The 21,622-nt window shown below is 60.3% G+C and carries 10 protein-coding genes and 1 tRNA gene; 2 read left to right on the forward strand and 9 right to left on the reverse strand.

Translation table 11 applies throughout. From position 1 onward, the window contains the following. Nucleotides 1-155: 155 nt before the first annotated feature. The 5 genes from ACMLHZ_RS07960 to ACMLHZ_RS07980 all read right to left on the reverse strand — a co-directional run bounded on the left by ACMLHZ_RS07960 (nucleotide 156) and on the right by ACMLHZ_RS07980 (nucleotide 7,865). Nucleotides 156-1,391 carry a glycerate kinase type-2 family protein gene (locus tag ACMLHZ_RS07960; protein WP_418667222.1) on the reverse strand — a complete coding sequence of 412 codons (1,236 nt, stop codon included), beginning with the start codon at nucleotides 1,389-1,391 and terminating at the stop codon, nucleotides 156-158. Between the two features lie 190 nt (nucleotides 1,392-1,581). Continuing rightward, nucleotides 1,582-2,796 (reverse strand): DUF3048 domain-containing protein, encoded by a 1,215-nt coding sequence (locus tag ACMLHZ_RS07965; protein ID WP_418667223.1) that lies wholly within the window; start codon nucleotides 2,794-2,796, stop codon nucleotides 1,582-1,584. 92 nt (nucleotides 2,797-2,888) lie between these two features. After that, entirely contained in the window at nucleotides 2,889-4,103 is a 1,215-nt protein-coding gene (locus ACMLHZ_RS07970) for a DUF3048 domain-containing protein (protein ID WP_418667224.1), read from the reverse strand. Between the two features lie 147 nt (nucleotides 4,104-4,250). Further along, the gene (locus ACMLHZ_RS07975; protein WP_418667225.1) at nucleotides 4,251-5,378 is read right to left on the reverse strand and encodes a DUF3048 domain-containing protein; all 1,128 of its coding nucleotides are present in this window, start codon (nucleotides 5,376-5,378) and stop codon (nucleotides 4,251-4,253) included. Nucleotides 5,379-5,591: 213 nt separating this feature from the next. Then, the gene (locus ACMLHZ_RS07980; RefSeq protein WP_418667226.1) at nucleotides 5,592-7,865 is read right to left on the reverse strand and encodes a glycoside hydrolase family 3 C-terminal domain-containing protein; all 2,274 of its coding nucleotides are present in this window, start codon (nucleotides 7,863-7,865) and stop codon (nucleotides 5,592-5,594) included. A 467-nt stretch (nucleotides 7,866-8,332) separates the two neighbouring features. On the opposite strand from ACMLHZ_RS07980, the gene ACMLHZ_RS07985 reads away from it, so the two are divergent. Beyond that, nucleotides 8,333-8,971, forward strand: a complete 639-nt coding sequence (locus ACMLHZ_RS07985; protein WP_418667227.1) for a YitT family protein — start codon at nucleotides 8,333-8,335, stop codon at nucleotides 8,969-8,971. A 154-nt stretch (nucleotides 8,972-9,125) separates the two neighbouring features. Beyond that, nucleotides 9,126-9,201 (forward strand) — tRNA-Lys (locus tag ACMLHZ_RS07990). 236 nt (nucleotides 9,202-9,437) lie between these two features. Here the strand turns inward: ACMLHZ_RS07990 and ACMLHZ_RS07995 are convergent. The 4 genes from ACMLHZ_RS07995 to ACMLHZ_RS08010 form a co-directional block, all read right to left on the reverse strand. Then, complete coding sequence (locus ACMLHZ_RS07995; protein ID WP_418667228.1) at nucleotides 9,438-12,593, reverse strand: ATP-binding protein; 3,156 nt, start codon at nucleotides 12,591-12,593, stop codon at nucleotides 9,438-9,440. Between the two features lies 1 nt (nucleotide 12,594). Continuing rightward, complete coding sequence (locus tag ACMLHZ_RS08000; RefSeq protein ID WP_418667229.1) at nucleotides 12,595-12,960, reverse strand: Hpt domain-containing protein; 366 nt, start codon at nucleotides 12,958-12,960, stop codon at nucleotides 12,595-12,597. A gap of 3 nt (nucleotides 12,961-12,963) precedes the next feature. Beyond that, entirely contained in the window at nucleotides 12,964-16,554 is a 3,591-nt protein-coding gene (locus ACMLHZ_RS08005) for a response regulator (protein WP_418667230.1), read from the reverse strand. A 70-nt stretch (nucleotides 16,555-16,624) separates the two neighbouring features. Next, the gene (locus ACMLHZ_RS08010) at nucleotides 16,625-21,622 is read right to left on the reverse strand and encodes a diguanylate cyclase domain-containing protein (RefSeq protein WP_418667231.1); all 4,998 of its coding nucleotides are present in this window, start codon (nucleotides 21,620-21,622) and stop codon (nucleotides 16,625-16,627) included.

Consider the following 21,622-nt stretch of genomic DNA (forward strand, 5'->3'; position numbering starts at 1 on the left):
TCCACTATTTCAATTTCTGCCGTCCCATTCGTAAGCTTAATGGTAAACCGCCAGTCCTATTTAGAACAGGACTGGCGGCGTAATCGGGGTTTTCTGTCTACTATCTATTGACTATTTCATGCACATTTAGCAGGGCGGGGTTTTTGAATTTTTATTTAACGGCGCAGCAGCAGCACCGCCACATCGTTCACGTTGGTGCCGGTGGGGCCGGTCATCACCAGGCCCCCCACCTTTTGCAGCGCGTGGTAGGCGTCGTTGTTTTTCAGCACCTCAAAAATATCCACGCCCTGGGCTTTCAGCGCGGCCTTGGTGGTAAAATCCACATAGCCGCCCGCCGCGTCGGTGGGGCCGTCGGTGCCGTCCGAGCCCACCGAGAACACCGCCGCGCCGGCCAGGTCCGCAATGCCTTCGGCCGCCGCCAGGGCCAGCTCCTGGTTGCGGCCGCCCTTTCCCTTGCCGGTCAGGTGCACCACCGTCTCGCCCCCCGCAATAAACGCCAGCGAGTGGTCCACATCCGCCTTGTAGCGGGCGATGGCGGCCAAAAAGGCCCCGGCCTCCCGCGCCTCGCAGGCAAGGCTGTCCGTCAGCACCAGCGGCTCGTAGCCCAGCTCCCGGCAGGCCTTTTCGGCCGCCGAGCACAGCTGCCGCACGCTGCCCGTGATCCGGGTCTCCACGTTGTTCAGGCGCTTCGGGGTCTCCACCTCCAGCAGTGCCAGCGCCCCGGCCGAGAGCTGCAGCCCGTATTTGGCCACGATGGCCTTCGCGTCCGCCGCGGTCGAGGAATCCGGGTAGGCCGGGCCGGAGGCGATCATGTCCAGCGGGTCGCCCAGAATGTCCGAGAGCACGATGCTGAACACCCGCGCCGGCGCGCACAGCTGGGCAAATTTGCCCCCTTTCACGGCCGAGAGGCGCTTGCGCAGGGTGTTGATCTCCACAATGTCTGCCCCGCAGGCCAGCAGCTGCCGGGTCACATCCGCCAGCTCCTCGGGCGGCACCAGCGGCTTTTCGAACAGGGCCGAACCCCCGCCCGACACCAAAAACAGCACCGTGTCCTCCTCGGTCAGGTCCTTCACCAGGTCGATGGCCGCCTGTGCGCCCCTAAAGCTGTTTTCGTCCGGCACCGGGTGGCCGGCCTCCCAGATCCCAAAGTTGGCAATGGGCCCCTTGCTGTGGCCATACTTGGTCACCACCACGCCGGCCTCGATGCGCTCACCCAGCAGCTCGGCGGCGGTGCCGGCCATCTGCCACGCCGCCTTGCCCGCGGCCACCAGCCGCACCCGCCCCTGGTCAAAGCTGCGCCCTCCCAGGGCCTTTTTCACCGCCTGGTCAGGAAGCGCTGCCGCAATGGCCGCCTGTATGATCCTGTCTGCATCCTGGCGCAAAGTAGACATCTCTGTTTCCTCCTTCAATTCCATCTGTGGGCTTGGAAATTGTATACAATGGTACGCCTTATTCATTATTAACACAAACCGCCGCCGCCTGCAACTGGCGTTTTCCATAAGGTTTTATGGCAAAAATCTCTGTTTTGCGCGCAAAAGCCGCCGGGTCCACGACCAGGGGCCCGGCGGCGCGCTCTGTTGCTTATTCCTGGGGTGGGTCCTCGGGGGCCGGTTCGCCGCCCGCCTCTCCGCCCTCGGCCTCGGGGGGCTGCAGGTCCTCCAGCGGCTCGGGGGCCGGGGGCAGCGGCTGCTCGCTGCCGTCCTGCGCCAACAGGCGCAGGGTCTGCCCCTCAAAGCCGCCCCATACCCCGATATAGGTACGGCCCGGCTCCACGGCCAAGGCCGCGCCGGCTTCGTCGAACAGCTGCACCGGGCTTTGCGGGCCGCTCTTGCTCCATCGGATGGTGTGTGCGCCACCCTTGCTCAAATACAGCCCCTCGCCGGAAGCAAGGTCATAATTGCGGGTCACTCCATCGTCTTTGTACCCGGCGCGGGCCATCAGCAGCACCACGTTCATAAACCGCACGCTGCCCTCTTCGGTGTTCGCGTCGGTCTGAAACTCGCCGTCCTCTTTCAGGTAATAGCGCTCCTCAGCGGGGTCATATTCCAGCACCGCGCAGCGCTCGCTGCCATAGCCGATCTCCAGCGTGCCCCCGTTCGCTGCCTGGGGCGCGCTTCCTTCGGCAAAGTGAAAAAACGTGGGCGTGGCACCCTGTGCGCTTTGGCCATACAGCCCCAGCGCGCCGGGGATCAGATCCTTGTGGGTATACCAGCCATATTCGCTGTTGTAGGCCGCCCGGCGGGAGGAATCATAATCGAAGGCATTCACCCCCGCATATCTTCCGTCCAGCGGCTGATATGCGTACAGGTTCAGCAGGTTCGAGGTGTAAACGTCGCTGCCGATGAACATGGGGATCGCGCCGAACGGCATCACCAGCTGCAAAAACACATCCCGGCCGGGGCCCGCCGGGCCCGCGCGCTCCACCTGCTCATATCCCTCGTACAGGGCCATCAGCCGGCTGCCCTGCCCCTCGGTGTTCGCCTCGATCAAAATATCCGCCGTGCTGATGCCCCACTGGGGGCGGCACGCCTTGGTGTTGTAAAGCATCACAGCCACGGGCCGCATCCCCTCGGCCTTTGCCTCGCGCCCTGTGAGCGCGCTGACCCCCGGCTGCGCGGCGGGCATTTCGCCGCTCACCTGGGGCTGCTGGGGCTCGGGTTCCGGTGTAACCGCCGCCGAGGCAGGCTGCCCGCTGCCTGCGCTGCCCGCGCCGGAAGCGCCCGGCGCGCCGCAGCCCGCCAGCAGCGCCAGGGTAAGGGCCAGTGCAAAGGCCAGCACTTGTTTGCCAAATTTCATTGCAGAAGTTCTCCTTTGTAAAACGATTCAAAAACGGGGCCTGCCGCTTGTGAGGCAGGCCCCCGGGATAAAAGATCACAGGGAAAATGGGGTTAATCGTCGCTCTCCTGGAAGGTCTCGCTGGTGGGGGCCTCCTGGGTCTCCTGCGCGGTGGCCAGCGGCTCCCACTTGAAATTGCCCAGCTCGTCCTGGTCCACCACGGTCACGTAGCTCTTGCCGCAGTTGATGTAAAAGGGCTCCTCTGTGTCGAACGTAACCAAGCGCAGTGCCTCCAAATCAGTGCCCTTCTGCCAGCGGATCAGCTCGATCTTGCCGCCGTAGCAGTAGTAGCCCACACCGCCCCAGCTGTACTCGGCGTACTGCAGGTCCTTGGCCTCGTGGCCGGGGTACACGTGGATGTCGGTGAACAACACGATCAGGTTGTCGAAGGTGAGCTGCTGGTCGTTGTTCTCGTCCACGGTGTCCCGGTAGTTGCCCGCGGTGGAATAATACTGCGCCATCTTGTACTGGCCCAGGGCGGGGTCGTAATCGAACCGGGTGCGGTAGCTCTGGGAATGGCGGATGGTCACCCGCTCGGCAGTGGGGTCGGCGCCGTCCTTCAGGTGCTCGCCGGTGGGAATATACGCAGGGTCGCGATAGTCCACAAAATTAAAGAAGGTGGAATTGTAGCTGCGCCGGTCGTCCACTTCCTTGCGGTTGATGTAATCGGCGATCAATTCGCCGCTGGTGTAGGCGGTGTGCTCGGTGGCCACGGTGTTGCCCGCCCAGTTGCGGCGATCCTTGTTGCGGAAGTAGAGCTTACCGTCGAAGTTTCCTTCCAGGTTCCACTCGTCGTAATCATAATTCTCGATGTACTGCTTTTGCACCACGCTCTGGCCGATGTGCACATACAGCGGCTGCCAGGGCAGCACCAGGCGGAAGAACTGGTCCCGGGCCGAGCGCACCGGGCCGATGGTGGGGATCTCGTTGTAATCGTTGAACAGGGCCATGAAACGGGTAATGCCGCCCTCCACCTTGATCTCAAACAGCATCTGCGCTGCCGAAAGGCCCCGCTGCGGCCGGCAGGCGGTGAGGTTGTTCACCATCACGGCGGTGATGCGCTGGCCCTCAGGGTAGTCCAGGTTCTTTTCGTAACCAGTGAGCACGTTGGCCTCGTAGGGCTCGGGCGTGGGTTCCGGCGTGGGCTGCGCAGTGGGCGCGGGTTCATTGCCGCCGGGCTGCCCGCCGCTTCCGGAATTTCCGCCGCAGGCCGTGAACAGGCCCGCCGCAAGGGCCAGGGTCAAAACGATACTGACAAGACGTTTCATGTGTGATTCCCTCAAATCCTGTTTTTTTCGCAGGCTTTCCAGCCTGAGGTGCGCATTTCTTTTTCTATTATATCAGCCCGCGCCGCCGGGGGCAACCGGTCGGCGGATCAAACGCCAAAAAACCGCGGGGCCGGGCGGCTTTTTGCGTCACTTCACATCGCCGAAGGCTTGCTCCAGCGTCTGGCCGTCGATGCGGCAGTTTCCGATCTGCTCGGTGCCCACCACCGCCACGTAGCTGGTTCCCGGGTTTACCTTTATATCCAGCTCGTGGCCCTCGTTGTCCACGATGCGCAGGGGGCTTGCCGGGTCCTCCTTGATCCAGCGCACCCGCTCGTACCGGCCGCCGTTAAAATACACGCCTGCGCCCTGGCCTTCATCAAAGCGCACGTTGGCCAGCACCCCGTCCGGATACTTTTCAATGGTGGCAAACAGCAAAAACACGTTGTCCGCCCCGTACTGGCGGCCCTCGTCGGCCATGTCCACCTGGGGCTGGTCGTACTGAAATTTCAGGTACTTGCCGCTGCCCTCGTCATACACAAAGGTGGAGTCCGCATAACTGGAAAAGCGCAGATAAACCTCGGCCGCGCTGCCGCCTGCAAGCTCCCGCCGGGGTTCCGAATACCGCACAAAGTCAAACACCGGCGGCGGTTCGTTCACGGCCGCACTCTGCAGCGCGTACTGCCCCACCGCGGCGGCAAAGGTCTCGCCGTTTGTGTAAACGCAGTGCTCCTGCCCTTTTGTCTTGCGGCGCTCGGCGTCAATCCAGTAAAAATTCTTGTATTTGCCGTCGATGCTCTTGCGGTCGGTGTATTTATATCGGTCCAGATATTCCATTGCCACATTCGAGCCGCCGATGTGCGCATACAGGCTCTGCAGCGGCAGCATCAGCTGCACATGCTGGTCCCGCGCCGAGCGGATGGGCCCCACCGTGGGCATCGCGGCGTAATCCCGGTAAACGGCCATCAGCCGTGTAATGCCGCTCTCGGTCACCATCTCGTACACCAGATCGGCGCTGTTCAGCCCGCTCTGGGGCCAGGCCGCCCGCACGTTGTTGATCATCACGGCCACACCCCGGGTACCCTCCGGGTAGTTTTCTCCCCGCGGCAGCCCGGTATACGGGTTGATGTCGCCCGGCACCTCGTACGTTACCAACGTTTCAGGGGCCGCGTCCGGCGCGGGGCTGGGCGAGGGCTCCGGCGCGGTGCCAGCCCCGCAGGCGCAAAGCGCGCCGCCGCAAATACATGCGGCAAGCGCCGCCGCCAAGGTCCGTTTCATTCGCGTGCCTCCTTTAAACGTTTCGATTTTCTTTATCATACTCGCTTTGGCCGCTTTTGTAAACGGTTTGTAATAATTTAGACGTTTGAAGGGCCGCAAATATTTCACTTTTCCCTATCGAAGAAATGCGGGGCGGCCCAAAGGCCGCCCCGCATTTCTTCGCGCATTTGCCCCGCGCCCTGCCCGTTGCAGAAGCGCCCTTTTCTGGTGGGCTCAGCTTTTTTTCAGTTTCCGGTTCAGATACCACACCGCCGCCTGCAGCCGCATGCCCCCCACGCCCCCAAAGCTGCGCAGCGCCCGCACCGGCGACTCATACATGGTGGCGTTCTGCATATCCTCGTTCATCGCCTCGGCCGCCACCGCGCTCCGGTTGGTCCTGGCCTGCCCGTCCCCATACCGGTCCAGATACTTTTGCAGCAGCGGGCGCAGCGCATCCTGCTCCATCAGCTGGCCCAGGGTGGTGTTCATCGTCACCTTAAAAGGCAGCTGGCGGGTGGCCTGCACCCACACCTTCGCCTCGCTGCGCACGTCCCGGCTGGAAGCGCCCGCCCGCAGCCGGTACCCGCCCTGCGGCACATACCACCCGCCCAGGGCCTCGTTATAGACCGCAAAGGCGCGGCCCGGCAGTTTAAAGCGCACGGTGCGCTTTTCGCCGGGGGCCAGGGTCACCTTTTCAAAGCCCCGCAGCTCCTGCAGCGGCCGGTCGCCGGGTTTTTCCGGCGCCACATACAGCTGCACCGCCTCGCTGCCCTGCACCCGCCCGGTGTTGGTGATCTCAATGCTTGCGGTCAGGCCCTCCACGTCCCTCGTGCGCGCCCGGCTCAGCCGCAGCGGCCCGTAGGCAAAGCTGGTGTACGAGAGCCCATGCCCAAAGGCAAAGCGCACCCCCAGCTCCTTTTTATCGTAATAGCGGTAGCCCACAAAGCGCCCCTCGCCGTACACGGCGGTGCGGCCGTCTCCGGGCCAGTAAAGGTACGAGGGGTTGTCCTGCAGCCGCACAGGCCAGGTCTCCGGCAGCTTGCCCGAGGGGTTTGCCAACCCCCACAGCAGCCGGGCCTCGGCCCGGCCGACCCCCTCGCCCGCCAGATACATGCACAAAATCGCACTCACCTTGTCGGCAAAGGGCAGCTCCACCGGGCTGCCGCAGTGCAGCACCACGATCACCCGCTTTTGCACCGCGCAGACGCGGTCGATCAGCTCCAGCTGGCAGGCGGGCAGCCGCATGTGCCTGCGGTCATAGCCCTCGCTCTCCCAGCTGTCCGGCAGGCCGGCAAACACCACGGCGGCATCGCTGGCCCCCGCCAGGCGCACCGCCTCGTCCAGCGCGGCCTCATCCCGCCCGTCGCTCACTGCCGAAAAGCCCTCGGCGTATTCGGTCCTGAATCCCAGCTTTTGCGCCCAGTTCAGCGCGTCGTCCACCTCTGTGGCATTGATGTGGCTGCTGCCGCCGCCCTGGCAGCGGGGCGCCTTTGCAAACCCGCCGCTCAGGGCCACCCGGTCCTCCGGGGCCAGGGGCAGCGCGCCGCCCTGGTTTTTCATCAGCACGCCGCACTGCTCGGCCATCGCGGCGGCCAGGTGGTGGTGCGCCTGCCGGTCGAACACAGCGGGGCTGCGGTGCTCGGAGAACCGCAGAACCGCGGCCACAATACGGCGCACCGCCTCGTCCAGCGTTTTCATGGAAAGCCGGCCGGTCAGCACAGCCCGCTCAATCTCCTTATCGGTCACGCGGCAGCCGGGCATCTCCAGATCCATTCCTGCCTTGAGCGAATTCACCCGGTGGTTTACCGCCCCCCAGTCGCTCACCACAAAGCCCTTGAACCCCCAGTCCCTGCGCAGGATATCCCCCAGCAGATGTTTGTTTTCGCCCGCGTATACCCCGTTCACCGGGTTGTAGCTGGTCATCACCGCCCAGGGCTGGCTTTTGCGCACCGGGATCTCAAAACCCGGCAGATAAATCTCCCGCAAGGTCCGCTCATCCACCTGCGACGAAGCCACCTGCCGGTGATATTCCTGGTTGTTGGCGGCAAAATGTTTCAGGCAGGCGCCCACGTTCCAGCTCTGCACGCCCGCCACATGGCTGGCAGCCAGCTCGCCGGTCAGGTATGGATCCTCGGAAAAATACTCAAAATTGCGCCCGCACAGGGGGCTGCGCTTGATGTTCACAGCGGGCCCCAGCAGCACAGCCACCCCCTCGGCCTGGCACTCCTGCCCCAGCGCTTCGCCCAGCTGCCGCAGCAGGTTCCGGTCAAAGCTCGCGGCGCTGGCGCACGCCGTGGGAAAACACACCGCGGGGATGCTGTCGTTGATGCCCAAATGATCCGCCTCCCCCGCCTGCTTGCGCAGCCCGTGGGGCCCGTCCGCCACCATCACCTGCGGCACCCCCAGGCGCCGCACGCTTTCCAGCCGCCAGAAGTCCTTGCCGGAACACATGGAGGCTTTTTCTTTCAAGGTCATCTGCGCCACGATCTCGCTCACGCTGCGCCGCATACGCCCACCCGCCTTTTGTAAGAGTTGAAGTTCGTTTTTAATAGTATGCCAGACGAAGATTTTTTTCAAGCGCCGGACCCGGCAAACTTATGAACGATTCGTAAAAAAACGCAGGGGCGGGAACACAAGCTGTAGTTCAGCCTCCCCTTCCGGCTCCCCCTCTCCCGGCCGGGGCCCGGGCCGTGCAGCCCCACTTTCTTTGCCGCGCGGGCTGCTGCGGGCGCAGCGCGGGCCGGCTGCCCCGGAAAGGGCCCGGCACGCCGGCGCAGGTATCCGCCCGGGCGTGTGTGTATTTTTTTGAGCAAACACGAGCAAACGCGAGGAGATGCGCGAAGGTCTGCGCACGCCCCGCCGCCATTTTGAATGCCGCTGTTTTTCGGCGGCCTATCCGGTTTCGCGCCGGGTGGCGCGGTTTGCCGCCGCGCGGCATAAACTGCTATACTGGTAAGCGTAAGGAGCGTGTTATTATGTTTTCCCGGCGCAAAGTAAGTCTTTCCGCTTTGCAGGCCCTGCTGCCCCTGATCGCAGGTCCGGCGATCCTGTCGTTCGGGCTGTACAACATCCACGAACCCTGCGGTGTAACCGAGGGGGGCGTGCTGGGCATGACCCTGCTGCTGCATCATTGGCTGGGTCTTTCGCCCAGCGCCAGCGGCCTGGTGATGAACCTGGCCAGTTATCTTTTGGGCATGAAGTATCTGGGGCGGGGCTTTTTAAAGAAGTCTCTGGTATCGGCGGCCGCATTTTCAGCCTTTTACGCGCTGTGGGAGCGCTTCCCGCCGCTGCTGCCCAATCTTGGGGCATGGCCGCTGGCCGCAGCTATCGCCGGCGCATTGTTCGTGGGGGTGGGCGTGGGCATGGCGGTCCGCGCGGGCGCGGCGCCCGGCGGTGACGACGCGCTGGCCATGGTGCTGGCGCACGGCACAAAGCAGCCCATCGGGCGCATGTACCTTGTGTGCGATGTAACGGTGCTGGCGCTCTCGCTCAGTTATATCCCGCTGTTCAACATCCTGTGCTCACTGGCCTCCGTCACCCTTTCCTCCTGGATCATCGGGCGCTTCACCCTGCCGGCGCGCGGCAGCCTGCGCCCCCGCGCGGCAGACGCGTAGGCAGAGGCCCGGGCGGCCCAGGCGCAGCGTGAATAAACCCATTCCCCGGCGGGAACGCTTAAATTGGCGCCCGCCGGGCTTTTTTTGCCGGATTTCAGTTGACAAACCCCGCCGCCGTTGCTATAATTGTAAAGCTGTCAACGCTTCCCTTTGTGAGCCATTAGCTCAGTTGGCAGAGCACCTGACTTTTAATCAGGGTGTCCGGGGTTCGAATCCCCGATGGCTCACCATAACGCGCAGATACGAACACTCACCGTGGTGAAAAACGTATTTGCAGTAGAAACAGAGCCAGGGCCAAGGTCATGAGACCTTGGCCCTGGCTCTGTTTTGGTATGCGCGTGTCTGCGGGGCCGTTCCCTCATCCAGACACCGGGTCAGTTACAAAGGCTTGGCAAAAGAGCGCTGGTGGCCATATACCTGCCCAAAGGCCGCCGCAAGTCAGATGAACACTTACCGCGCTCTGTATTCAACCCCTACCCATCAACTTGCCCAGCGTTGAACACAGTATACCAATATCCACAGGCTTTGCAATATGTGCGTCCATTCCTGCATCAAGTGCGGCCGCAACATCCTCCTCGAATGCGTTTGCGGTCATGGCGATAATGGGAATGGTTTTGGCGTCGGGTCTTTTGTTTGACCGTATGGACCGTGCGGCCGCATAACCGTCCATCTCCGGCATCTGAATGTCCATCAGGATGGCATCGTAAGTCCCGGGGACCGCGGCGCAAAACGCCTCCACAGCCAGGGCTCCGTTGTCTCGGACCACAGTCTCCGCCCCGCACATCTGCAGGATCTCGCAAATGATCTCCGAATTGATTGCATTGTCCTCCGCAATTAAAAAGCGGCGCCCGGCAAAAAGGCCCTCCTCAATGCCGCCCGACGGCTGTGGTCCGGAGGTATCCCGCCGTTCGTCGGCCGGTGTGATCTCGCACGTTAGCTCAATCAGGAAGGTGGAGCCCACCCCCGGCGTGCTCTGCACCTCTATTTTGCCCTCCATCAAGTCCACCAATCCCTTGACGATGCTCAGGCCCAGGCCGGACCCCTCCACGCGGGACACGGCGTTGCTGCGGACAAAGGGTTCAAAGAGATGGTCCTGGATATCTTTTGCCATTCCCACCCCTGTGTCGCTGGTGGTGAAACGATAACGCGCCCAATGCATGTCCCCTTGTGCGGGAAGCTCCTCGACGGATAGCCGCACCGTACCGCCCGGCGGCGTAAATTTGACCGCGTTTCCCAGGATGTTGATCAAGATCTGGCTGATGCGCAGGGCGTCTCCGTAAATAAAGGGATTTCTGATTTCGCTGAGCTGTATGTCATATTGGAGGCCGGCCCGCTCGGCCTGGGGCGCGATGATGGCTCCGATCTGCTTCACCAGATCCGGCAGGTAGATCCTCTCCCGGTTCAGCGTGATTTGGGCCCGTTCGATCCGGTTCATATCCAAAATATCGTTGATCAGGCTGAGCAGGTGATTGGAGGAGACGGATATTTTTTGCAGGCAGTCCATGACCCGGCCTGTGTCGCCGATGTTGGCCCTGGCCAGCGTGGTCATTCCCATGATGGCGTTCATGGGCGTGCGGATATCGTGGCTCATGGCCGAAAGGAAATCGCTCTTGGCCCGGCTGGCCTCCCGGGCCAATTCCAGGGCCCGCTCCAGCTCCGCCTTTGCCGTCCGCTCAGCGGCCAGCATATCGGTCACGTCGGAGCGCACCAAACAGACCGTCTTGTGGTTCTGATCGCCCCACAGTACGTTGACCTGCTTATACCGCAAGCCGTCTTGCGCGCGGTAGGGCAGTACAAAATCATAGCCCCCGGGCTTTTTCGTCAGCCTGTGGAGCAGAGTCTGCAGGTGAAACTGCCGTTTCACCGTCTCGCGGCTCATAGCCGTCTCAAAAAAACCCGCTAAGTTGTCCAGCACCGCGTTATAGTCCAGGGCGGTGTGGGGAGGCAGGTTTTCCAGCACCATCTGCCTGGTGTACATAGAAAACTCCCCCGTGACGGCGTCGATGAAGCAGGCCAGCTCACAGGTATAGGCTATCACCCGGAGCAGCCGCTGTTGTTCCCGGATGGAATCAGTGATGTCCGTCCTGGACAGGCACACGCGGCCCAGCCGCAGATCGATGGGGGAAACAGTCACATTTTTGGCCCGGACATCGCCCGCATCATCCACCATCGAGAACGCAAAGGTATAGGCCTGTCCGTGGTGAAGCAATGCCAACATACGCTGGGTGTCCAAATGCTCCCGGTACTGCTCCCGGTCCCGGGGCACGACCCTGGATTCCAGCATTCCGGCCACCCAAGCCGAGTGGACGCCCTGCCGCGGGGGAACACAATTTGCTTTCTCATCCTGGGAGAGTATGAGATACGTGTCCCTCTTCAGATTCAGATCCGCTACAAAGTCATAACCGGTAACAGAGAGCTGATGAACGATGCGGTCGGCAACGACCTGCTCGGTGATATCGATCACCGTAAGGATCCCGGTCACGTCGCCGCTGTCCGGGGTTGACACCATATTCATCTCTATTTGCACATACCGGCCGGTATCCTCGTTGGGAAGCTGGACAAAGAAATTCTTTACCTGCTTGGTTTCGCCGCGCTGAAAAGCAGCCAGGGAAGGGTCTCGCAGGTAGGTGTCCCGGAAAACACGCTGCTCATTCTCGTCCACGACCATGGTGGAAAGGCCGTCAAAGAACGCCTCGCGCACGGCGCCGAAGGTCTCCAAAAGCCCTGCGCCGGTCTGGTCGCTGATCTGAATGATCCGGTCTTGGGTAATATTGCAGTGGCCCGTCACCAGCACGTTGGGGTCGGTCCTCCGGTGGTGGCGCAGCAGCAGCTCGTTGTACTGCTGCCGTACACGGGCGCGCTCCTCCCGCTCCTTTGTCATATCGTTGTACACGGAATAAATTTTCCGCTCTCCGCCCTCATGTTCGATGAGGGAGAGCGTATTCTTGACCCATACATAGCCCCCCGACCCTTTCAAAAGCCGGTATTCGATCTCCCAGTGGCTTTTCCCGCTGGCAAAATACTTCTCCAGCTCCGTCCGGACACGTTCCAGGTCCTCCGGATGGACCCCTGTCAGGGCGTCTTCACGATACAGCTTCCAGGTTTCTTCCAGCGGCATCTCCGTGGTCGCCGCAAGCCCTTCCGATATATACTCGGGGATGATACTCCCGTCCGTTTCATAGCGGACCACCACCACGCCGCCGGGGAGGTTTTTCAGGGTGTTTTGAAAGTACTGCTCCAGCCGCCGCTGCTCAGTCACATCGCTGTACACCACATACAGGAACTCGTTCCCATCGGGCCGCACCCTCCGGGAACCCTCTATTTGGATCCACCGGTATTCTCCCAGCCCATCGTGAAAGACCCGGCAGGTATGCCGCATCATCTCCCCGCCGTTCAGCAGGTCGCTCAGGGTTTCCAGCAGCGCGGCGCGGTCGTCCTCATGGATTCCGATAAAGGTCACCTGCTCCTTGACCTGAGCAATATGCGTGTTGTTATACCCCAGCACTTTATAAAAGGCGGGATTATGATACTGCGGGTAAAGCCGCCTTTGCTGTACCTGGTAGATGCACAGGCCGCTGGGGATGCTGTCAAGGGCCGCTCTCAATTCGTTGGTCAGCTCCATTTCACATTCCCTCTTTCAGCAGCTCCACCAGGCCGGCGGCCCGTTCAAATTCTTCCTTTACGGTCTGGAACAGGGCGGCGCAATCCTCCCCCGGCGATCCGGTGCGCAGAGGCTCTATAATGGCGCAAACCGCCTCATAAAGCGGCGTCAGGCCAAGGTTGCCGGCCATACCCTTTAATGTATGGGCCGCGTCAAAAGCGGCGTGGTAGTCGCCGGCCTGTAATGCCCGGTCCAGTTTATGTAGATTCTCATCCCGTGGCAGCATGGCGAGTATTTTCAAATACATCTGTTCGCTGCCCATAAATCGGGGCATTGTGGTTTCATAGTCAGCGCCGTATTTCTGAAAGGCTTCTTTTAGATCTGCCATTTTCTATTCCTCCTCCTGGCTTAAAATAAAGTCGCAGAGGACCTGATACAACCTCTCCGGTTCAATGGGTTTGGCCAAATGCGCGTTCATGCCGGCCGCCTTGCTCTTTTCCATGTCGTCGTCAAATGCGTTGGCGGTCATGGCGATGATGGGGATGGTTTTGGCGTCGGCGTTGCTCATGTGGCGGATATTATTGGCCGCCGTCAGGCCGTCCATCTGCGGCATTCGGATATCCATCAAAATAGCGTCATAAAAGCCCGCCTCTGTTTTGCTGAACAGCTCGATTGCCCGCAGCCCGTTCTCCGCCGTGTCCACGGCAAAGCCTTTGCCCGCAAGCAGGGCCACAGCCACTTCGGTGTTGATGGCGTTATCCTCGACCAAAAGGATCCGGCGCCCGGTAAAATCAAAGACCGAAGGCTTATCCCCTGCACTGATTTCCTCTTTTTCACCCAGCGCCTTGGAGAAGGCGGAGATCAGCGAGGACTTGAACACGGGCTTGCTCATCAGCAGGTTGACGCCTGCCAACGTGGCCTCGTGTTCAATGGAAGCCCAGTCATAGGCCGTTATAATAATGATGGTGACCTCCGGCCCCACGATGGCACGGATGCGCCTGGCAGTCTCGATGCCGTCGATATCCGGCATCTTCCAATCGATGAGGATCATATCGTAATGCTTTCCTGTGTCCCGCATCGATTGTACCCGTTCGATGGCCTTGCGTCCGCTGTCCACCCATTCGGCGGTGATTCCCATTTCCTTGAGCGTGTCCACGGCGCTTTCGCACACCGCCACATCATCGTCCACCACCAGAGTCTTCAGAGCGGAAAAATTGGGGAGCGCCTTTTTCCTGTTGTGGCGTAGCAGCTCCTCCTCCGTGATGCCCAATTGCACATCCACCGTGAACTCCGACCCAATTCCCTTGATGGACCGCACGGCGATCTTTCCGCCCATCATATCCACGATGTTCTTCGAGATGGCCAGCCCCAGCCCGGTGCCGCCGTACACGGCCGTAGTGCCCATGGACTCCTGGGCGAAGGGCTCGAACATATGGTGGAGGAAATCCTCGCTGATTCCGATCCCGGTATCGTTGACGATAAAGCGGAGGGTGGCGCCGCCCTTGCCCTTTCTATGGGCCGCGGCGGAGAAGGTGACCTTACCGCCCTCGCCGGTGAACTTGATGGCGTTGGACAGGATGTTGAGCAGCACCTGTTGGAGCTTCATGGCGTCCCCCATATAAAAATCGTCCAGGGTGGGGTCCACGATGCACTCGTACTCCACGCCCTTTGCAGCCGCCTGTCCGTAGCAGATGGCGTTGAGCCCGTTGAGAAAGTCCTCCATGGGGATCTTGTCATTTTTCAGCAGCATCTTGCCGCTCTCGATCCGGCTCATATCCAGGATGTCGTTGATGAGGGAGAGCAGGAAGCGGGAGGAGATGCCGATCTTGGAGATACAGTCGGCCACGCGCTCCTCGTTGTTGATGGCTTGGGCGGCGATGGCGCTCATGCCAATGATGGCGTTCATGGGCGTGCGGATCTCGTGGCTCATGCGGGAGAGAAAGTCCGTCTTGGCCGCGTTGGCCTGCTCCGCGGCGGCCAGGGCGGCGGCCAGAGCCTCCTTCTGCTGCTGCTCCTGGCGGATAATGTCGGTGACGTCGGTGCGCGCGATGCACACCCGGCCCAGCTCCCGGCTGATGTAAAAGACCTGATACCGCTTGACCCGGGTATTCCCGTGCCCGTCACGGGTCTGCGCCATAAAGCTGTAGCTGCCCTGCTCGGCCAACTCCTGCTGCATGTAAGCGGGGCTCAGTCTGTCCAGGTATTCCCGCCCCGCCGCGGGCTCCATCGTGGCGGCCGCAATGGCCTCCGCCTCCGCCTGAAAACGTCCTTTCGCGGGCATGAGCGTCTCCATACCGGCGTGGTAGGAGACCACATGGAAGGTGTCGTTCCGGAGGTCGATATCGGACAGGACCTCATAGTCCAGCTCGGTCACTCTGCTCAGAAGCTGCTCCTGTATTTTTTGCTCCGTGATGTCGATGGTGTAGAAGAATGCGATCACATCGCCGCTCTCCGGATTTTGGTGATACTTGAAGCTGGTCCTGCTCCAAAAAGCGCTGCCGTCATTTCGTTTTCGCAGAAATTCAAAATGGAGGCCTGTCTTACCGGCAGAAAACTCATTTAGTACCTGTGTTCTTTCAAGTGATCGGCGCAGGTATTCCTCATATGCCGCATCCACGGCCGAGTTCGCCAGTTGGCTAACCGCCTGCCCGTAGGTGTCTCCCGTCCGGGCGATGGCGCAGTCGGCTGTGGATTGATAACTCTCGACCCTGTCCTGGGTGACATTGACCCGCCCCTGGATGCTGCCCTCCAGCGAAGCCGCCTGGGCAAAGTAGGTCAGCTCCTTTTCGTACAGTTCCCGCACACGTTCCTGCGCCAGTTTTTCGTCGGTGATATCCACGAGGAATCCGTAAAAATAAGGTGCCCCGTCGTCTCCGGGCATCACCTGGGTCTTCAGCGAGATCCATTTGACGCGTCCGTCCTTACAGACAAGACGGTGCTCGTCCTGTATGGTATTATCCCGGTTTTCCTCCGCCAACAGCTTGTCCCGCACAGCCTCCAGGTCGTCGGGATGGATCACGGCGGCGATCTGATTGCCCAGCGCGGCAAATTCCTCCCGGGTATAGCCCAGCAGCTCATACAGCCCGTCGTTGGCGTCCGCCACGGAAAAATCCGCGTCATACCTGACGCGGAACACCGCGCCGGGAACGTTGTTGTAGAGATGCACCACCTCGGCCTGGGCCTTTTTCTGTGCCGTAATGTCGATGCACACGGAGATGATGGCCGGCTTGCCGTTCTCCGCCGTGACCCCGCGCCCCAGGTCGTGGACCCAAATGTACGAGCCGTCCCGGCGCTTCATCCGGTATTCCACCATGTACTCCCCGCGCTCCGCCATCTGGCGGGCTACCTCCCCGTCCACCGTGGCCCGGTCGTCCGGGTGCATGCAGTTGGAGACCATGCCCTCAATATCTGCAACAAACTCCGCCTCGCTGGCATAGCCGAGGTATTCCAGCATCCGGTTGTTCACAAAATAGAAGGGGAACCCCTCCTCGATATACCCGCCCATCATACCGCCGGGCAGGGAGTCGTTGAGCAGCTCCTGCCTCTGTCTGGCGATGTGCTCCATCACCAGGGCGCGGGGATAATGCTCCCCGCCCCGCTGGCTGCCGCTGGGCTCCGAAAACCACAGGGTGCGCAGCCGCCAGGCCCCCCGCTGCCGGACCAGGGTGAAGAATCCCCGCAGCCGCCAGCGGTACTGGGTGTTCTTGAGTACCATTCCCACCGACAGGTTGCGGATGTCCGCATCGATCTCCTGTTCCTGAAAGAGCGTAAGCTCCACCGTGAAGGGCTCGGGGATCTCCTGTATGTCCCGGGCCAGGTAATCTCTCATCTCCTGGGGGCTGTGGGCAAACTCGTCCTCTCCGGTGCCCACAAAACAGAACTCGTCGCCCAAAAAGCGATAGACCTCTTCGGCGTTTCTCCGCTCGAACCAGGCACTGCAAAAAGCCTGAAACGTCTCCCAGGCCGTCATTGTTTTTTCCATCGATCTCATCCTTTCCATGACCAACCATGGTCTTGCTCACGCCGGCCGCCGCTGGGTATGGTGTTTTCTTTTAAGGCTTCCCCTGCGCTTCCGAAAGAGGCTCTGTGAACAAGTAAAAGTTTTTGTCGCTTTTTTTGATCCTGTACATGGCTTGGTCGGCGCGGGAGAGAAGCTCCTTTTCATCCTGACCATCCCTGGGATAGACGCTCACCCCGATACTTGCAGTCATTTCAACAAACAGGTCCTCTGAGAGCTGGAAAGGCTGCCTGATCTCAGAGAGGATCCGTTCGCAGACGTGCCGGATCTCTTCGTCGGCTATGATCCGGCTCAGCAGCAGAACGAACTCGTCACCCCCCATACGGGACACAATATCGCTGCCGCGCACGGCACGGATCAGCCGTCTGGCTGTCTCCTCCAATACCAGATCTCCCTTTTCATGGCCATAGGTGTCGTTGACCTCTTTGAATCCGTCCAAATCCATGTAGAGGACAGCGAGCAGCTGCCCGCTGGTTTCTGCCTCCAGGAGCAGCCGGGACAGGAGTTTGTGAAACAGTCTGCGGTTGGGAAGTCCGGTGAGTGCGTCGTAGTTTGCCATATGGGCCAACTTTTCCTCCGCCCGCTTGCGCACCTTGATCTCCTCCAGCAGCGCCTTCGTCCGCTCGTCCACCAAAAAGCGCAGATGCTCATATAAATAGGCGTTTTCAAGAGAAATGGCCAGCTGTGCCGCAATGGGCATGAGGTTTTCTTTTCTCCGCTGGTCAAAGACGCCCGCGGCCAGGTTGTTTTCCAAGTAAAGGATGCCCTTCAGCTCCCCCTTACTGAGAATGGGCATACACAGGACCGACTTGCAGTGGTTCTCTTTGATATGGATGTCCTTCCCGAAGACTCTGGAATTTTCCCCGTCTTCCAAAATCACGGCCTCCACCGTTCTCTCCACATACGACACGATGCTCAGCGGAATATCCCGGCCCTCCGCCGGCCGCTTTGATACGATGCATACGTCCTTGGCCCCGGAATGGCCCTCCGCTTGGATCTCATACCCGGAATCCGTCTGGCTCAGATAGTAGATATGCTGTGCTCCCGCGCATTCCAGGAGACTGTGGATCAGCTTTTCCAGGATGCCTTCCAGTTCAAGCTCCTCCGAAATGGCCTGGGACGCCTTCAGCACAGAGCGCATATCCAGCGATGCGGTGGTGCGGATGGAATCTTCCGACAGGCTGCTCTGCCGGCTGTCGTTCTTCCACAGGCCCGCCAGATCCGGGTAGTCCTGCCGCATCCGGGCGCACTTGCCCTCCGCCCCCCAATGGCCGTATAGCCGGTAGGTATCCGTCAGGTAATGCCTGGCCGCCGACTTGATCCCCAGCCTCTCATAGCGCAGCGCGGCCACATCGCAGAGAATGGCATGATGAAGGCTGCGGTCATGCTTTTTCGCGGCCTGCAGGGCTTCTTCGTAAAGCGGCAGGGCCTCTGCGATACAGCCTTCCGCCGCTTTCCGCTCCGCCTCGATCACAAGATAGAGATGTCCATAATTGCAGAACGCGTCGCTGCTGCGTTCCTTCAGCCAATCCTGGTTTTCCTCCAGAACACGCAGAAAGCTCGCCCTTGCCTCCGGCTCACAGTCCCCTGCCTCCAAAACCTGGCAGATGGACAGGGAATACAGGAAATTGTGAAGCGCCACGTTGTAAAAGCTGGAGACATACGCAAGCAGGGGCACAGCGTCCCTGCACAGGCGGCAGGCCGTGGAATAATCCCGGTAGATCACTGCCGACAGGGCCCGCAGCACATGGTAATAGCTGATTGCCTGCAGGTTATGGGAAAACTGCTCCAGATGGGCCTGTTCAGAAAATCCGTCTCCATCAAAGCTTCCGGTGAGGGAGAGCTCCCCGCGGATACTTCTGCATAGTTGCTGAAAGCTCAAAAAGCTGCCCAAAGCATGGTCGCTGCCGGTTTTCTCCGCAAACTTCACTCCGGGCTGTACCTCATTCCACAGCTCCTCCACATGGGCCGCGCTTTCCATAACCGCCATCATGAGCCCATAGTAGCCGTAGCAGGCGTACTCAAAGTCTCCCATCTGGGCGTTTCCCTTGATGGACTCCTTTGCATAGGGGATCTCATTGGCCACATCTTCGAACCAATGGCCGGTATGGAGCGCAAACATACAGTAGATGGAGTGAATCACCTCCCTGTACTGGTGCTTTTCGGCCAGGCGCATCGCCGACCTGCCGGCCGCGTAAGCCGTCCGGTAGTCCCTGCGCAGTTCCCCCAGAGGCATCATCAGATTGGAATACATCTGCAGGGCATGGGGAGTATAGCCATGCCGGAACATGCGCCGCACAGCCGTAAATACCGTCCAGTAGGAATAATCGGGGTGAAAGAAAAAGGTCGGGCCGCACAGGCGGCAGAGCAATTTACTGATCCCGGCTTCCACCGGGTCCTCGGCTTCTTTGAGATTCAGGATATCTTCCGCTCCAAGGGCCTCCCGCTCCCGATAAAAGGATGCGATCTCCCGCTCCAGGGTCAGCTTGATGTTTTCGCCGGGGAAGGTGACCCCCAGCTGTCCAAGCAGTGCGAGTCCGATCTCAAAGGCATCCTCATACCGGCCCCGGTTGGAGAAGCTTGATATCTGCAGGCAGCAGCTGTCTACCAGCTCGGTGGGCTCCGTCACCAGCTTACAGAGCATCCCGTAGATCCGGTCGCTTTCTTCCTCCTTCACCAGATTGCACAGCGCCGCATGATATTCCATGTGGATTTTTGTGAGGAACGGGCGGTTTTCCGGGCGCCCAAGCTCCGGTTGGGAGAGCAGGAGCTTAAGGTACCGCTCCGCCGTGTCAAAGGCGGATACCAGCCCGCACCGGTGCGCCGTCCCCAGCAGGAACTCCTGGATCCGGCGCCGTTCTTCCTGATCCTCCGCCTCCCCAAGCCCCAGTGCGTAGTGGTCCGCGATCTCAAACACCCGTTCGTCCAGATCGCCTGCGGCGCGTGAGCGTTCCTCATACCGCTTTCCAAGCAGGTAATGGACACCCGCCCGCGCCCTCTCAGGCAGGGCCGTATAGAACACCTGCTGGAACCGGTCGTGGGCAAACTGATACATGGTCTGCAGGCCGGTTTTCCCATCCTTCTCTATGGGATACACCGCCTCCTGTGCCACCGCAGTAATCAGCCTGCGGTTGATTTCTCGTTCCGGCAGGCCGCACACAGCGGACAGATCCCCCACAGAAAAGCTCTGACCGATGCAGGCGCCAAAGGACAGCAGAGAGATCGTCTCCTCTGAAAACTGGTTCAGATTTTCCGTCAGGAAGTCCACCACATTCTCCTGCGCGGGGCAGGCCCGGATCTCCGCCTCCTTCCAGCCCCAGCTTCCGGTATCCATATCCAGCTTCAGATAGCCTTTTGAATGGCACAGCCGCAGAAACTGCTTGATGTAAAATGGGTTTCCCTTGGTCTTTCTGTAAATGATCTCCGCCAGCGCAAAAGTCATGTCCTCTTCCGCTTTGAATATGTCTCCCAGCATCTGCGCGGTGCTCGCCGGGTCCAGCCCTTTCAGGTTGAGCTGTGTGACCCTGCCGCCCCGCTGTATGATTTTCTTCAGGCTGAGGGTGAGCGGATGTTCGCTGCTCACCTCATTGTCGCGATAGCACACGACCATCATTAAATGGCGGATGTCCTCATTTTTGAACAGCTCTTCCAGAATTTCCAGGGACCCCATATCCGCCCGGTGAACATCGTCCAAAAACAGAACCAGGGGATGCTCCGGCGCAGCCAGCAGGGACAGAAGCTGTTCCAGCACGGATTTGAATCTGGTCCGCTCCTCCAGCGGCCCCATATTCTCAGGAGCTGGCTGATCGCCGGTCAGCAGGGCCAGCTCCGCCACCTTGCCGGTCAGCAAAGCCGCGTCGCCGCCCAAGTGCTCCCCCAGTGTCTGCTTCCACCTGTCGATACTCTCCTCCGGCTCCATAAAGGTCATGCTGCAAAATTGTTTGATGGCCTCAAAAAAGGCAAAGTAGGGCACGTTGGCGTGATACTGGTCAAACTTCCCTTGCAGAAACATACCGTTGGTCCGCTGCGCCTCCTCCTGAAGCTGATTGACCAGCGAGGTCTTTCCAATGCCGGAATAGCCGCTGACGGAGACAAGGATCTTGGAACCGGACGCCACTTCTTTGAAGTCACTCTTCAGTTGGGCTGTTTCATCTTCCCGCCCATACAGCCGGTGGGCGAATTCAAAGCGCCGGCTGAAATCCTTTTCGCCAAGGACAAATTCCCTTTCCCTTTGGCACCGCGCCAGATCATAAAGAAGGCCCTCGCTGCTTAAATAGCGGTCTTTCGCCATCTTGGCCAGGAGCTTGTCTATCACGGCCGCAAGCATGGGCGGCACATTGGGTAAAATCATACGAAGATCCGGCGGCGTCTTCGCAATATGAGAAAAAACCAGCTCTGTGGGGGTCTCCGCGTCAAATGGATGACGCCCCGTCAGCATTTGATACAAGGTTATGCCCAGGGAATAAAAATCCGCGCGATAATCCAGCTCCGTATTCATTCGTCCGGTCTGCTCCGGGGCGATGTAGCACAGGGTCCCCTCAATATTTTCAAGCCTGGTCCCCAACATCTGTTCATGCATAAACATGGAGGAGATACCGAAATCCAGCAGCACCACCCGGCCGGACTCCGCGTCGTACATGATATTGGCGGGGTTCACATCCTTGTGGATGACGCCCGCCTTGTGGATGTCCCGCAGGCCCATCACCAACTGTTCCGCGATCCGGTAAAAATCCGTCATCTCCAGGGCGCCCTGTTTCAGCAGCCTGCTCAGCGTGATCCCCGGGCAGAATTCCTCCACCAGATAGTAACGACCGTCCAGCGTGGCCTCGCCAAGCGCCTTTACCACATAAGGGCTGTCTATCCGCAGCAGGATCTGATATTCCCGCCGCAGCCGCGCTGCTTCCTCCTGCGTCATGGGCTCCTGGCCTCCGGTCTTAAGTACCACCTGGCCGCCGGTGCTGCCGTCCTTTCCGCGCAGCAGCTTGCTGGACGGAGAGAGGTATATCACTTCTAAATTTGTATATTGGCACAT

This window comes from Allofournierella sp. (assembly GCF_048388525.1).
GTDB lineage: Bacteria > Bacillota > Clostridia > Oscillospirales > Ruminococcaceae > BQOK01.